13 protein-coding genes and 12 tRNA genes are annotated in these 13512 nt (G+C 44.9%); 3 read left to right on the top strand and 22 right to left on the bottom strand.

Annotated features, from left to right (window positions below; all coding sequences use genetic code 11):
- Nucleotides 1-109: 109 nt before the first annotated feature.
- From J4N43_RS02270 to mutY, 16 genes are all read right to left on the bottom strand, one after another.
- Nucleotides 110-185, bottom strand: a tRNA-Asn gene (locus J4N43_RS02270).
- 15 nt (nt 186-200) lie between these two features.
- Nucleotides 201-276, bottom strand: a tRNA-Thr gene (locus J4N43_RS02275).
- A gap of 39 nt (nt 277-315) precedes the next feature.
- Nucleotides 316-391: transfer RNA gene (locus J4N43_RS02280), tRNA-Asn, on the bottom strand.
- A 22-nt stretch (nt 392-413) separates the two neighbouring features.
- Nucleotides 414-489: transfer RNA gene (locus tag J4N43_RS02285), tRNA-Thr, on the bottom strand.
- Between the two features lie 52 nt (nt 490-541).
- Nucleotides 542-617 (bottom strand) — tRNA-Phe (locus J4N43_RS02290).
- A gap of 233 nt (nt 618-850) precedes the next feature.
- Complete coding sequence (locus J4N43_RS02295) at nt 851-2476, bottom strand: methyl-accepting chemotaxis protein (protein ID WP_252094126.1); 1626 nt, start codon at nt 2474-2476, stop codon at nt 851-853.
- Nucleotides 2477-2751: 275 nt separating this feature from the next.
- Nucleotides 2752-2827, bottom strand: a tRNA-Asn gene (locus tag J4N43_RS02300).
- A gap of 45 nt (nt 2828-2872) precedes the next feature.
- Nucleotides 2873-2948: transfer RNA gene (locus J4N43_RS02305), tRNA-Phe, on the bottom strand.
- A gap of 7 nt (nt 2949-2955) precedes the next feature.
- Nucleotides 2956-3031: transfer RNA gene (locus J4N43_RS02310), tRNA-Thr, on the bottom strand.
- Nucleotides 3032-3102: 71 nt separating this feature from the next.
- A tRNA-Asn gene (locus J4N43_RS02315) sits at nt 3103-3178 on the bottom strand.
- Between the two features lie 45 nt (nt 3179-3223).
- Nucleotides 3224-3299, bottom strand: a tRNA-Phe gene (locus tag J4N43_RS02320).
- Nucleotides 3300-3306: 7 nt separating this feature from the next.
- Nucleotides 3307-3382, bottom strand: a tRNA-Thr gene (locus J4N43_RS02325).
- Between the two features lie 66 nt (nt 3383-3448).
- A tRNA-Phe gene (locus J4N43_RS02330) sits at nt 3449-3524 on the bottom strand.
- Nucleotides 3525-3624: 100 nt separating this feature from the next.
- Nucleotides 3625-4764, bottom strand: a complete 1140-nt coding sequence (mltC, locus tag J4N43_RS02335) for a membrane-bound lytic murein transglycosylase MltC (RefSeq protein WP_005381001.1) — start codon at nt 4762-4764, stop codon at nt 3625-3627.
- A 77-nt stretch (nt 4765-4841) separates the two neighbouring features.
- Nucleotides 4842-5114 carry an oxidative damage protection protein gene (locus J4N43_RS02340; RefSeq protein WP_005381002.1) on the bottom strand — a complete coding sequence of 91 codons (273 nt, stop codon included), beginning with the start codon at nt 5112-5114 and terminating at the stop codon, nt 4842-4844.
- Between the two features lie 19 nt (nt 5115-5133).
- Entirely contained in the window at nt 5134-6210 is a 1077-nt protein-coding gene (gene mutY, locus J4N43_RS02345; RefSeq protein ID WP_017635575.1) for an A/G-specific adenine glycosylase, read from the bottom strand.
- A 203-nt stretch (nt 6211-6413) separates the two neighbouring features.
- Here mutY and trmB point away from each other — a divergent pair, with 203 nt between their 5' ends.
- From trmB to glsB, 3 genes are all read left to right on the top strand, one after another.
- Nucleotides 6414-7133 carry a tRNA (guanosine(46)-N7)-methyltransferase TrmB gene (gene trmB, locus J4N43_RS02350; RefSeq protein ID WP_005384506.1) on the top strand — a complete coding sequence of 240 codons (720 nt, stop codon included), beginning with the start codon at nt 6414-6416 and terminating at the stop codon, nt 7131-7133.
- A gap of 17 nt (nt 7134-7150) precedes the next feature.
- Nucleotides 7151-8179, top strand: a complete 1029-nt coding sequence (locus tag J4N43_RS02355) for a TRM11 family SAM-dependent methyltransferase (RefSeq protein ID WP_005384509.1) — start codon at nt 7151-7153, stop codon at nt 8177-8179.
- 98 nt (nt 8180-8277) lie between these two features.
- Nucleotides 8278-9198, top strand: a complete 921-nt coding sequence (gene glsB / locus J4N43_RS02360) for a glutaminase B (RefSeq protein WP_005381007.1) — start codon at nt 8278-8280, stop codon at nt 9196-9198.
- A gap of 90 nt (nt 9199-9288) precedes the next feature.
- On the opposite strand, the gene hemW is transcribed toward glsB, so the two are convergent.
- The 6 genes from hemW to proC form a co-directional block, all read right to left on the bottom strand.
- Nucleotides 9289-10467, bottom strand: coding sequence for a radical SAM family heme chaperone HemW (gene hemW, locus J4N43_RS02365; RefSeq protein WP_042521300.1), 1179 nt, complete (start codon nt 10465-10467; stop codon nt 9289-9291).
- Between the two features lie 18 nt (nt 10468-10485).
- A complete protein-coding gene (locus J4N43_RS02370) occupies nt 10486-11088 on the bottom strand; it encodes an XTP/dITP diphosphatase (protein ID WP_006743095.1) in 603 nt (200 codons plus the stop codon).
- Nucleotides 11089-11206: 118 nt separating this feature from the next.
- Complete coding sequence (locus J4N43_RS02375) at nt 11207-11638, bottom strand: DUF4426 domain-containing protein (protein ID WP_053350811.1); 432 nt, start codon at nt 11636-11638, stop codon at nt 11207-11209.
- A 128-nt stretch (nt 11639-11766) separates the two neighbouring features.
- Nucleotides 11767-12057, bottom strand: a complete 291-nt coding sequence (gene yggU / locus J4N43_RS02380; RefSeq protein ID WP_005381011.1) for a DUF167 family protein YggU — start codon at nt 12055-12057, stop codon at nt 11767-11769.
- A complete protein-coding gene (locus J4N43_RS02385; protein ID WP_005381012.1) occupies nt 12057-12614 on the bottom strand; it encodes a YggT family protein in 558 nt (185 codons plus the stop codon). The genes yggU and J4N43_RS02385 overlap by 1 nt, the downstream gene beginning before the upstream one ends.
- A gap of 52 nt (nt 12615-12666) precedes the next feature.
- Complete coding sequence (gene proC, locus J4N43_RS02390) at nt 12667-13485, bottom strand: pyrroline-5-carboxylate reductase (protein ID WP_062730829.1); 819 nt, start codon at nt 13483-13485, stop codon at nt 12667-12669.
- Nucleotides 13486-13512: the final 27 nt, after the last annotated feature.

The following is a 13512-nucleotide window of genomic DNA, read 5'->3' on the forward strand; positions in this document are numbered from 1 at the left end:
GCGGTTTTTAATAATCAAAGCGCTTATGTTATTTCGTGGGTAGTAGGAGAGAGCTTAGCTTTAAACTAATACAAAAAAGCCGCATCAAGTGATGCGGCTTCTTCTAATATGGCTCCTCCTGCTGGGCTCGAACCAGCGACCTGCGGATTAACAGTCCGTCGCTCTACCAACTGAGCTAAGGAGGAACAAATTTTAATAAGTGGTGCCGACTACCGGAATCGAACTGGTGACCTACTGATTACAAGTCAGTTGCTCTACCTACTGAGCTAAGTCGGCACAATGTCATTAATAAGTTATTAACTTAATAATGAAAAATGGCTCCTCCTGCTGGGCTCGAACCAGCGACCTGCGGATTAACAGTCCGTCGCTCTACCAACTGAGCTAAGGAGGAATTGTCTTTTTAAGAGAATAAATGGTGCCGACTACCGGAATCGAACTGGTGACCTACTGATTACAAGTCAGTTGCTCTACCTACTGAGCTAAGTCGGCACATTTTATTCTTTAACATTGTTCGTGCTAAGCACCAACAATTAATAAATTGTGGTGCCCGGAGGCGGAATCGAACCACCGACACGAGGATTTTCAATCCTCTGCTCTACCGACTGAGCTATCCGGGCGACGAGGTGTATTAAAAGGCTTTTCGGCTTTCAGGTCAACAATAAAATTAAAATAAAATATCGTTTGATGAATTTGTGCTCGGAGTGGGCTGTTTTTATGCGTTTTTAGCAGCAATGCGCCATGCTTTAAGCGATGTTTTAACATTGATAGTGTATTCACTTGCAAAATAAAGGCGATAAAAACAAAAAAGCACGTCTGAAAACGTGCTTTTTATTGAACAATTGACTTTAAACTAGTGCTTTACTGAGAACTTGTTTACCCAACCTTCTAGCTCATTCGCTAGTGAAGCTAAACTTTGAGTACTTGATTGACTCTCGGTTACGACAGAGTTTAGTTGGCCTCCGCTTTCATCGATAAGTTTTATGCGTAGCGCAATATCATCGCTAACCTGCGTCTGCTCAGCGGCAGCAGTAGCGATCTGCTGGCTCATTGTGGTGATAGATTCTAACGCCGTTACAATTTGCTGTAGAGCTTCAGAGGCATTCTTAGACTCTGTAACAGTGCTTTCACTGGTTTCTGCACATATTTCCATTGTGTGAATGGCATTGCGAGAGCCTTCTTGCAGATTGGAGATCATATACTGAATCTCTTTTGTGCTGTCTTGTGTGCGTCCTGCTAGGTTGCGTACCTCATCAGCAACGACTGCGAAGCCTCGGCCTTGTTCTCCAGCACGTGCAGCTTCAATGGCTGCATTGAGTGCCAATAGGTTTGTTTGCTCTGCAATATCACCAATCACATCGAGCACTTTTACAATATTATTTACATCCTGATCTAGATCGGCGACCGCTTTACTCGCAGTATTTAATTGAGAAGCTAAACCTTGAATGTTTTCAACCGTGTTATGAATGAGTTTCTGAGTATGTTGGCTTTGTTTGTCAGCCTCGTCCGTATTGTTTGCGGTGTCGCTTGCTGAATTGGCAACATGGTTGGCTGAAGATGCCATTTCAGTCATCGCAGTGGCAATCATCGCCGTTGATTGCTGCTGAGATACGGTAAGATCGGCAATCGTATTTGATCGAGCCTCTACGGCAAACAACTCTGCGCGCAGTGCATGCATAGACTTCTCTAGGTTTGTCACCATAGTAGCTAGTGATTGACTCATATCTTGCACGGCACGATAGATACTTCCTCTCGGTGCCACAGTATCAAAACTGGTCTGAATGTCTCCTTGAGCGACAGCTTGAACTGCTTTGCGCACGTCGTTAGGCTCTCCTCCAAGTAGATTAAGCATTTTGCGAATCGAAATGATCAGGCCACTTAGAATACTTCCCGCGATAATCAGACACAGCGCAAGCTGCCATTGTGCTGTCGACCAAAAACGTGCGTTAACTTCATTAAAGCCAATACCTGTACCGACAACCCAGCCCCAGTGTGGTGTTTTTTCTGCTATCGAGTGTTTTTCTTCAATGCTGCCATCTGCTTGTTTTTGGCTCCAGGTATATTCAACGATCTGACCTGTTTTGTGCCCCAATACATCTAGAATGAGTTGGCCTACACTATTACCACTGCCATCTCTAAAGTCATGGAAGCTGGTTCCGTGCAGTTGAGGGTCTAGTGGTGCGGCGATGAACATCATATTTTCATCTGCGACATAAACGTATTCGTTGTCTTTGTAGATATTGTTACGAAGTAGGCGAGTGGCTAATGCTTTCGCTTCGTCTTCCGGCATTTTGCCTTCGATAGCCATCTTTTCTACTTCGGTAAGTATGCTGTACGCACTTTTAAATAGCTCAGTAACTCGAGCTTTGTTATCAAGGTTACTTGCGACGCGAAGTGTCCATAAGCCCGTTGCGGTCAGAGCTAGGAGAGCTAGCAATATGATCGCAGATAATAAATAGGCTTGAGTTTTTAGTTTCATATTTAGCTCACAAATAAAGTGTTATCACTATGCAAGGCATAGCTAAAAGAAGAAATGTAATAACTCGGGCATCTTAGTGAAGATAAATATGCTCGGATACTAATGCGTATTGAAATTACGATGAGGATTAAATTTTTAGCGTGAAATAAGTGTTTTTGAAGAAAGGATTTAATGTTCGCTGATGTTTAGAAATGAAGTGCAGATAAATGGGAAAGTGAGAAATGACGTATAAAGCAGATACAAAAAAGCCGCATCAAGTGATGCGGCTTTAAAAGTGGCTCCTCCTGCTGGGCTCGAACCAGCGACCTGCGGATTAACAGTCCGTCGCTCTACCAACTGAGCTAAGGAGGAATTATTCTTTTTTGTGTCTTGCTTATGAAGCAAGTGCACCAGATATGGTGCCTCGAGGCGGAATCGAACCACCGACACGAGGATTTTCAATCCTCTGCTCTACCGACTGAGCTATCGAGGCAAAAGAATGGTGCCGACTACCGGAATCGAACTGGTGACCTACTGATTACAAGTCAGTTGCTCTACCTACTGAGCTAAGTCGGCACACTGTATTCTTTCTAGAAGAGATTATCTCTTCAGTTTTTAAAATCTCACTTAAGTAAGATTCTAGAAATTGGCTCCTCCTGCTGGGCTCGAACCAGCGACCTGCGGATTAACAGTCCGTCGCTCTACCAACTGAGCTAAGGAGGAACTATTCTTTTTTGTGTCTTGCTTATGAAGCAAGTGCACCAAATATGGTGCCTCGAGGCGGAATCGAACCACCGACACGAGGATTTTCAATCCTCTGCTCTACCGACTGAGCTATCGAGGCAAAAGAATGGTGCCGACTACCGGAATCGAACTGGTGACCTACTGATTACAAGTCAGTTGCTCTACCTACTGAGCTAAGTCGGCACACTTTATTCTTTGTGCTTTTGTCCGTGTTATAACATTTCGTTAAGACACCAACAAATCAAATTGTGGTGCCCGGAGGCGGAATCGAACCACCGACACGAGGATTTTCAATCCTCTGCTCTACCGACTGAGCTATCCGGGCAACGGAGCGCTATTAAACGGATTTTCCCGCGTTGCGTCAACCACTTTTTTTAAATAATTTCAAAAAAGTGGTTGTTCGAACGCTTTTTATTCAACTGTCACTACAAAGTTTGCTTCGAGTTAAATTCCTTTTTGAAATTTGTAACTTTTTCTAGGTAGCGACGCGCTTCTGCGTTCGGGTGTTTCTTGGTTAACGCCCAATAAACTTGGTTGGGTTGCAATGAATTAAGATCTTGCATTGCGCGTTTGCGATCACTGCGATGAAATGTGTTTAAAACTCCTCCAGTACCGCCATTGTAAGCTGAAATCATGCTGTACTCGAGAGAGGTAGGGTGGCGGACTTCTCTTAAATAACGATTTTTTAAGATATAGAAATACGCAGTACCGGTATCTATGTTGTTTTCTGGATTAAACAAATATTCAGGGCTTGGTTGGCCCGAGCGCTTTTTCACGAGTTTGAACACATCTCGTCCCGCTGTTTTAGGTACAACTTGCATTAGGCCATACGCATTTGCCCAACTTACCGCGTATGGGTTGAAACTGCTCTCGGTTTTAATAATGGCGTATATCAAGTCTTCTGGAATGTCGTATTTCTTGGAAGCTCGACGCACGATATCGGCGTATTGGTAGCTGCGAGTTGAAAAGTGGTCTTCAACCATGGGAATTTCGACGTAATACGCTTTCTTGAAATCTACATTTTTGGTTTTTATTTTATTTGCGATGAGGTATTCCGCAAATCGGTTTGCCCGCCAAGACCATTGAATTGGCTTATTGTCTTGGTCGACAACTTGTTTATACAGGAATGGTTGCCCCTCTAACGTGATACCTTTAGAGGAGAATAAGTCGACGTGCGCGGGATCGTCTGGTGTTAATAAGGTGGTGACAATCGCGTCTTTTAGGTGTTTTTGGGGCTCTGTCGGTGATACGGTCTCTATCGTGATCACGCCTTTGCGAAAGTCGACCTCGGCGCGGCTAAGGTAGTTATCGATGTACTTAACGTAATTACTCTTGCCAGCGTACTTGATCTCTTTTTTACCCCAGCGCTTTTGAATATTGCCTGAAAAGCTATTGATTAAGGCATCTAGCGCCGCAGTATCTTTTTCAAATTGTCCTGGTAGCTCAGCTAAGTTATTGGCAAAACGGTTTGTTGGCTCGTAGTTGACGTCATAAATTTTTTCGACGAATTCACGGCTACAGCCTGCCATTAAAAGTGCGGCAGCGATAAAGACAATTTTTTTCATAAGTATCAGAGTTATTGAAGGTAATAGAAAAATGACACCACAAATGGTTGTGATGTCATTGTTTAACTCAAGCGACTTTATTCGCTCGGCGGTGTGTAACCTTCGATATGAACGTCTTTTCCTTCAAAGAGGAAATTTACCATTTCTGTTTCGATCAGTTTGCGGTGTTCTGGATCCATCATGTTGAGTTTCTTCTCGTTGATCAACATGGTTTGTTTGTGTTGCCACTGAGCCCACGCTTCTTTCGAGATGTTGTCGAAAATGCGTTTACCTAGTTCACCAGGGTAAAGTTGAAAGTCTAGACCTTCGCCTTCTTTCTTTAGTCGAGCACAAAATACAGTGCGGCTCATAATGACTCCTTGTATTCAATTAACGAAGTTCGTGGGGTAGCGTTTCCAGCAATAGTTTTACTGGCGCGGCTAAACCGACTTCTTCAGGTTTAGATAAGTTATACCAAAGACCTTTGTTGCCTTCCATTATCACGTCCGGTTGCTTTGATAAATCAATCAAAATTGGCGTGATATCTAGGTGGTAATGGCTGAATGTATGACGAAAGGTAATCAGTGTTTGCTTCTGTTTGATATTGCTGGCTTGAATGCCGCGTTGATCCAGTAGCAATTCAATGTCGCTTTCTGCATCCACATGTTCGGTTTGTGGGAAGCAGAATAAGCCACCCCAAATGCCTGTTTGTGGTCTTTGCTCTAACCACACCTCATGACCATTTTCGGTGTTGTGGTGAAGCATCACGAAACGAGTTTGCTTGATTGGTTTATCTTTCTTCGGTTTTTTGCCCGGGTAGTCGAGCACATTACCTTGTTGTTTTGCCACACACAGGTCAGCAACAGGGCAGAGGCTACATTTGGGTTTGCTGCGAGTGCAGACCATTGCGCCCATGTCCATCATTGCCTGGTTATACTTATCTACATCCGTTTGTGGGGTATGCGTTTCGGCAATTTCCCACAGCTGGTTTTCAACCTTTTTTTGTCCTGGCCATCCTGCAACTGCGAAACAGCGGGATAGGGTGCGCTTCACGTTACCATCAAGAATCGCGTGTGGTTGTTTATACACAGACGATAAAATGGCGGCAGCAGTAGAGCGACCAATCCCCGGTAGGGCGTTCATTTTCTCTATATCAAGAGGAAACTCACCATTGTATGTAGAGGCGACCTCTTGTGCTGCTTTGTGAAGGTTACGGGCTCGGGCGTAATACCCTAAGCCAGTCCAAAGGTGTAGGACTTCATCTTGCTCAGCATTGGCAAGATCGATTACGGTTGGAAAGCGCTCCAAGAAACGTTGGTAATACGGAATAACCGTAGTGACCTGAGTTTGCTGAAGCATAATTTCAGACAACCAGACACTGTATGCGGTCTTATTTTGTTGCCACGGAAGATCTTTTCTTCCATATGCGTCATACCATTCTAGGATGGCACTGGCGAAAGGTGTCACGACTTGCTCTGTATTCTATTATTGGTTAGGTGCAAAATTGCACCACATAATGGGCAAGAAGTACAACGGATAAACAGTAGGGATATAAAGAGGTGTTTCGTTGCTTTTGGATTGCCATAGACCAAGAGCTCAACAAATACTTGCACCTAAGTAAATTCTTTGGATAATCCCCGCTTTGATTAATCAATGTGCAGGCAAAATCAATGAGTGAAGTAACCACTAACGAATACAACGAAGACGGAAAGCTGATCCGCAAAATCCGCAGCTTTGTACGCCGTGAAGGGCGTTTGACTAAAGGTCAAGAGAGCGCGATGAATGAATGCTGGCCTACGATGGGTATTGACTTCAAAGCTGAACTTCTCGATTGGAAAGAGGTGTTTGGCAACGATAACCCAGTAGTGCTTGAGATCGGTTTTGGTATGGGTGCTTCATTGGTTGAAATGGCAAAGAACGCGCCAGAGAAAAACTTCATCGGTATCGAAGTTCATAGCCCAGGCGTTGGTGCTTGTCTTGCCGATGCTCGCGAAGCGGGAATTACTAACCTGCGTGTAATGTGTCACGATGCGGTAGAAGTATTCGAACACATGATCCCAAATGGCAGCTTATCGACACTGCAATTGTTCTTCCCAGACCCTTGGCATAAGAAGCGTCACCACAAGCGTCGTATTGTTCAATTAGGTTTTGCGGAAATGGTGCGTGAGAAGCTTATCCCTAATGAAGGTATTTTCCACATGGCGACCGACTGGGAAAACTACGCAGAGCACATGATTGAAGTGATGAACCAAGCGCCAGGTTTCGAAAACATTGCTAAAGATGGTGATTTCGTTCCTCGTCCAGACGATCGCCCGCTAACGAAGTTTGAAGCTCGTGGTCACCGTCTTGGTCACGGTGTTTGGGATATCAAATATAAGCGTATTGCGTAACCAGAGGAGTTCATGGGATGTACCATTACGCGATATTAGCGAATCCGGGTCATAACCGAATTTACTTTGATAGCGCAATGACCATTGCCTGTTCTGAACTAAAAGCAATTTTAGCTTCACAAGGCGTGGATGTGACAGAAATTGGTAGTAAAGACGTTGGCTTACCTGCTGCGTTGGTGTTTTCTTGTCAGGAAGCGCTAACCGATGAGCAGGCGCGAAGAATCGCAGCCTCTTCGATTTACTATGCGCTATTTGAAGTGCGCGAAGATGGTTTACTTCGACCAGTTCAAGCGCCCGTATTTAACACTTTCCCGGAAAGCATGAGCCAGATTTTGCGCTACACCGGGAAAACAAATGAGCAGTTTACCCGTTTGATGGTGAATATCGGCATTAGTGCGTCCAATACGGGAAGTGAACAACTGACCTTAATGGATCCAATGTGTGGTAAAGGTACAACCTTATTTGAAGGCTTGATCCACGGTTTGAACGTGGTAGGGGTTGAGATCAACGCCAAGTGGGTGCAAGAGATCCAGACCTTTATTGTTAAGTTCATGAAGAATGGCCGCTTTAAGCACAAAGTGAGCAAAGAAAAGCGCACTGCGGGTGGCAAGAAAGTGGCGGATGGTTTCGTGGTTGAAGCTGCAGCAAATAAAGAAGATTACAACCAAGGCAATCTTCAGTTTATGAAGCTGTATTCGGCTGATACTCGTATCGCTGATCAAGTCGTGAAAAAGAACTCAGTTGATGTGATGGTGTCTGATCTGCCTTATGGCGTGCAGCACGGCAGCAAAAATGCCAAGGACAGCAAACTGAACCGTAGTCCACTAGAGCTTTTAAAAGAGGCTCTGCCTGCATGGAAAGTGGTATTGAAAAAGCAAGGTTCAGTGGTGTTGTCTTTCAATGAATTCACATTGAAATGGAAAGATGTCGCGGCATTATTTGAAGAGCAAGGTTGGAAGGTACTTTCAGAAGAGCCTTACATCGGTTATCTTCACCGTGTTGATCAATCTATCAACCGCAATATTATTGTGGCAGTAAAACCATAATCGACTTGAGTCGAACGAACCCTATGGAAAAGCCAACGACACGTTGGCTTTTTTTACCTCTGAGCTCAACGAGTTCTCTTGTAAATAGAAGGTAGAGAATGAAACCGACAGTGGAAATTTTGACAGATATTTTGGCGGAAGTACGCCCTTTAATCGGCCAAGGTAAAGTGGCTGATTACATTCCTGCTCTGGCAAAAGTACCTAGCAACAAGTTAGGTATTGCGGTATACACCAACGAAGGTGAGGTTATTAAGGCGGGTGATGCCGATGAACCTTTCTCTATCCAATCTATTTCAAAAGCATTGAGCTTGACGTTAGCGATGTGCTTGTACAAGCAAGAAGAAATTTGGTCTCGAGTGGGAAAAGAGCCTTCGGGGCAGGCATTTAATTCGCTAATCCAGCTAGAAATGGAGCAAGGTATTCCTCGTAATCCATTTATAAATGCTGGAGCGATAGTAGTGGCAGATTTGTTACAAACTCGCTTATCTGCACCTCGTCAGCGCCTGTTGGAATTTGTGCGTCAGCTTTCTGGTGATACCCATATTGTGTATGACAAAGTCGTTGCGGCATCCGAAATGATGCATGGTGATCGTAATGCGGCGATTGCATATCTCATGCGCTCGTTTGGCAACTTCGAAAATGAGGTGATTCCAGTACTACAAAACTACTTCCACGCTTGTGCGCTGAAGATGAGTTGCGTCGATTTGGCTAAAACGTTTAGCTATTTAGCAAACAAGGGCACATCGGTACAAACGGGTAAGCCTGTAGTTTCTCCTGTGCAAACCAAACAACTTAATGCACTGTTAGCAACGTGTGGCTTGTATGATGGCGCGGGCGAGTTTGCTTATCGCGTTGGTATGCCTGGTAAGTCTGGTGTTGGTGGTGGCATTATCGCGGTAGTACCTGGTGAAATGACTATTTCAGTATGGTCTCCAGAGCTTGATCCTTCAGGTAACTCGCTTGCGGGTACTAAGGCGCTTGAGCTGCTCTCAGAGCGAATTGGCCGTTCAATTTTCTAATGTTGGAAATGTGTCAACCTTATTTAGGACGGCACAGTTTCTAAATAAAAAGCCTCTCAATTGAGAGGCTTTTTTTGTTTTGGGGTTGCGTTACTCTTCGCTTTCTTCGGCCATAAAGGCTTCGAGCAAATCATTAAGGAAGAGCTTCCCTTTTTCAGTAATTTGCCAATGGGTAGCCGTTTCACTCAGGTAGCCCATTTCTATCGCCCAGTCGATGGTTTCTTGAATCGTACTAAGCGGTAAGCCCGTGGTGTCCACATAATCTTGCTTCGGACAGGCTTCGATTAAGCGGAATCGGTTCATAAAAAACTCGAATGGACGATCTTCATCCGCGACGACATGTTCTGTATGCAGATAAGGTTTGACCATATTTTGATAAGCCGCTAAATAGCCTCGCGGGTGTTTTACCTTTGTCGTTCGAATAATACGTCCGTCGGTAAAACTGAGTTTGCCATGAGAGCCACAACCGATACCAAGGTAATCACCAAAGCGCCAGTAGTTGAGGTTGTGCTGACACTGATAGCCCGGCTTGCTGTAACCGGAGATTTCATATTGCACATAACCCGCGGCTGCAAGTTTTTGGTGTCCGAGCTCGAAAATATCCCACAAGTCATCATCGTCAGGTAGCGTTGGTGGCTTGTAGTAGAACATGGTGTTTGGTTCGATGGTCAGCTGATACCAAGACAAGTGCGGCGGTGCCAACTCAATTGCTTTGTCCAAATCTGCCAAGGCTTGTTCGATGCTTTGATCAGGTAAGCCGTGCATGAGATCGAGGTTAAAGCTGTTCAAACCGATTTGGTGCGCCAGCTGAGCAGCGTTGACGGCTTCGTCTTGGCCGTGAATACGCCCCAAACGCTCAAGCTTTTGTTGCTCAAAGCTTTGCACGCCGATAGAGATACGCGTTACCCCGGCTTTACGGTAGCCAACAAAACGCTCTGCTTCGATGGTGCCTGGGTTCGCTTCCATGGTTATTTCGATTTCAGGCTTGAACGGAATACGCGCTTCAATGCCCTTAAGTAGACGCTCGATGCCTTCTGCCGAAATCAAACTCGGCGTACCACCACCAATGAAGATTGAATGCAGTGGACGTGGCGCTTCGTTAAGTCGGTATTTCTCAATGTCGGTATCCAAATCTTCTAAAAGGGCACTGATGTACTCTTCTTCTGGAATCTCGGTTTTGAGCGCGTGAGAGTTAAAGTCGCAATACGGGCACTTTTGCACACACCACGGGATGTGTACATACAAGCTGAGTGCTGGGGGCGTTAACATGGTCTAATTCGCTCGTGATTACTGAGACACTTGCTCAGACAGTTGAGCAAACAACGACTGGAGCGCTTTACCGCGGTGAGACAGTTGTTTCTTACGTGCAGGTTCAAGTTCGGCTGATGCACAGTTGTCTTCAGGAACAAAGAAGATTGGGTCGTAGCCAAAGCCATTTTCACCGTGTGCTTCAGTTAGAATTCGGCCTTCCCATTTACCGTGACAGACGATAGGCGTTGGGTCGTTCTCGTGACGCATGAGGACTAATACGCAGTGGAAACGTGCTGTACGCTCTGCTTCTGGTACGCCTTCCATTGCCGCTAGCAATTTTTCTAGATTCTCTTGATCAGATGCGCTCTCGCCTGCGTAACGTGCAGAGTAAATGCCCGGAGCGCCTTTTAAGAAATCGACTTCTAATCCAGAGTCGTCTGCAATGGCAGGAAGCCCTGTTTCTTGTGCGGCATGGCGAGCTTTAATGATTGCGTTTTCAATGAAAGTTGTACCCGTTTCAGCTACTTCCGATACATTGAATTCACTTTGCGCTAATACTTCAAAGCCGAAGTCAGACAACAAATCTGCCATTTCACGAACTTTGCCTTGGTTACCAGTTGCTAGCACAATTTTTTTCATGGGAATCTCTTTTAATAGTGATAGAGGAGAACAAATCGTTCTCCTCTAGATATTCTTTAACTAATAAGTGGTTTTTAGCCTGCTTAGATCCAAAAGCTTTTGGAACATCACAACCCAATTACTCTTCAACATAAAACTTCTGGGTGAATTTAAGCTTACCTGAGCCTTTGTTTCCAGCTTTTACGTCAATATCGAAAGTAAAAGTTTCTTCGTGGGTAATTGGCAGTTCGGCTAAATAGTATATCGCATTGCCTTCTTTGACTTCACGAAAGGTCAAGGTCTGAGTTTGGCCGATAAGGTTCTTCGCGCGTCCAGCAATTTTTGCTTCTAATGCTGGCTTACCCAATGAAGCTCTATCTAACACGCTAATATTAACCACAGCGAGGTATCCATTACGTTTGATATCGTAGCTACGTGCGACTTTGGGTGATAGGAATGTTGAGTTAAACGCGACATAGTGTACTTCGATATCTTTCATATTTTTAAACTGATCGGCGAAGCTTGGTAACGACAACAGGCTAATCAGTAATGCGGTAATCCATTTGCTCATTGTTACTTCCTCAAAGCACTTGTTATAAAACAACCATAGCTGCAATTTTACCTTGGTCAGGGGGTAAAAAATGCGTACTCAGTCGTTGGTATTAGTAAGTGTGGTACAAAATCGTAAATAAAAAGCCATCATATGATGGCTTTAATTTCTGTCGGTATCTGGGTAGGCGATTCTATCCGAATTTGTTTGTGCCGTCCTAATTCACCTTTTTCTATGTGAACCAAGCCCTTAGCGATTTTAAACTGCTTGGCTAAGAACTTAGTTAGGTGTGCATTAGCTTTGCCATCGACAGGTGGAGCAGTAATGGCGATTTTTAGCTCTTCACCATGCAAGCCAACGATTTTATCGCGGCTAGCTTTAGGTTGAATATAGAGCTTCAGGATGATGTCCTCACCATCTTGCCAAACTGCAGCTGACATTATAGCTGGAACCAAATTGGACCAATGATATCGCCCATTAAGAAGTTCGCGAACTGCAAGCCGATAAATAACACCAGTACGCTTAAATCAAGACCACCAATAGCCGGAAGAATACGACGGATTGGAGCGCACATTGGCTCGGTCAGTTGATGGAATACGTACTCGATAGGGCTGCGGCCTTGGCTTACCCAGCTCAAAATTGCACGGATCAATAGTACCCAGAACAATAGGCCACCTGCGGCTTTGATTAATGATAATAAGCCCAAGAATAAGAAGTCAGCGCTGAAAGAGACGGAACCGTTCGAAGCTATTAGGATAAGCACGACAAATTTAAGCACACACAACACGTAGGCAAACAACACGGTTGCTAGGTCAATATTCCCCACGGAAGGGATAACGCGGCGCAATGGACCAATGACCGGCTGAGTCGCTTTTACTATGAATTGCGAGAATGGGTTGTAGAAGTCTGCGCGCGCAGCTTGCAACCAAATTCGCAAAATTACGACCATGATGTACAGGTCAAATAGGGTTGAGATGAGAAAACTCATTGAATTCATAAGGTACCCTTAACAAGTGATGGATGATACTAAACGGAGTTCATCCAAATAATTAAAACAGTTTTTCCATTTCTTCCGCGCGAGCCACAGCAGCTTGCATGGCTTTAGCGACAATATCTGAAAGTTGATGTTCGTTGAATGTACGCAGTGCTTCTGCCGTTGTCCCACCTTTCGATGTTACGTTCTCACGCAGGGTCGATAGCTCAGTTTCTGGGTTGCTAACCACCATACTGGCCGCGCCCAGTGCCGCTTGCTGAACCAATAGTCGAGCGGTCTCTTTATCAAAGCCTTGCGCAATCGCTTCTGCTTGCATCGCTTCCATAAACAGGAAGAAGTATGCTGGAGCACTGCCCGCTACGGCAATCACATTATTGATGCCAGACTCTTGCTCAACCCAGCATACTTTACCGACCGCTTCCATTAACTCTGCGGCAAAAGCTTTGTCGTGCTCGGTTACATGAGTTGGTGCGAACAACCCACTCATACCCAACCCAAGCTGTGATGGCGTATTTGGCATCACACGAACCAAGTTCAATTTGGTGGCTAGCATATCATCCAATCGTGAACAGTTGATGCCTGCGGCAATAGAAATCACCAGTTTATTAGTGAAATCGATCGATTGCAGTGGTTTACAGACATCAGCCATCATTTGCGGTTTTACAGACAATACCACCACATCCGCCTTGGTCGCAGCTTGGATGTTATCGCTAGTGGTACGGATGCCAAAATCTTGTTCTAGCAGAAGGCGGCGAGCCTCTGAAGGAGCCGTCGCGGTAATGTTTTGCACTGGGTATCCGTTAGCAACCAAGCCGGAAACAATGGCTCTCACCATGTTGCCAGCACCAATGAAGGCGATTTTTTTATGTTCCATTTGTCTGATTTCCATCATGATATTTAG

It is taken from the genome of Vibrio sp. SCSIO 43009, from assembly GCF_023716525.1.
GTDB classification, from domain to species: Bacteria; Pseudomonadota; Gammaproteobacteria; order Enterobacterales; family Vibrionaceae; genus Vibrio; species Vibrio alginolyticus.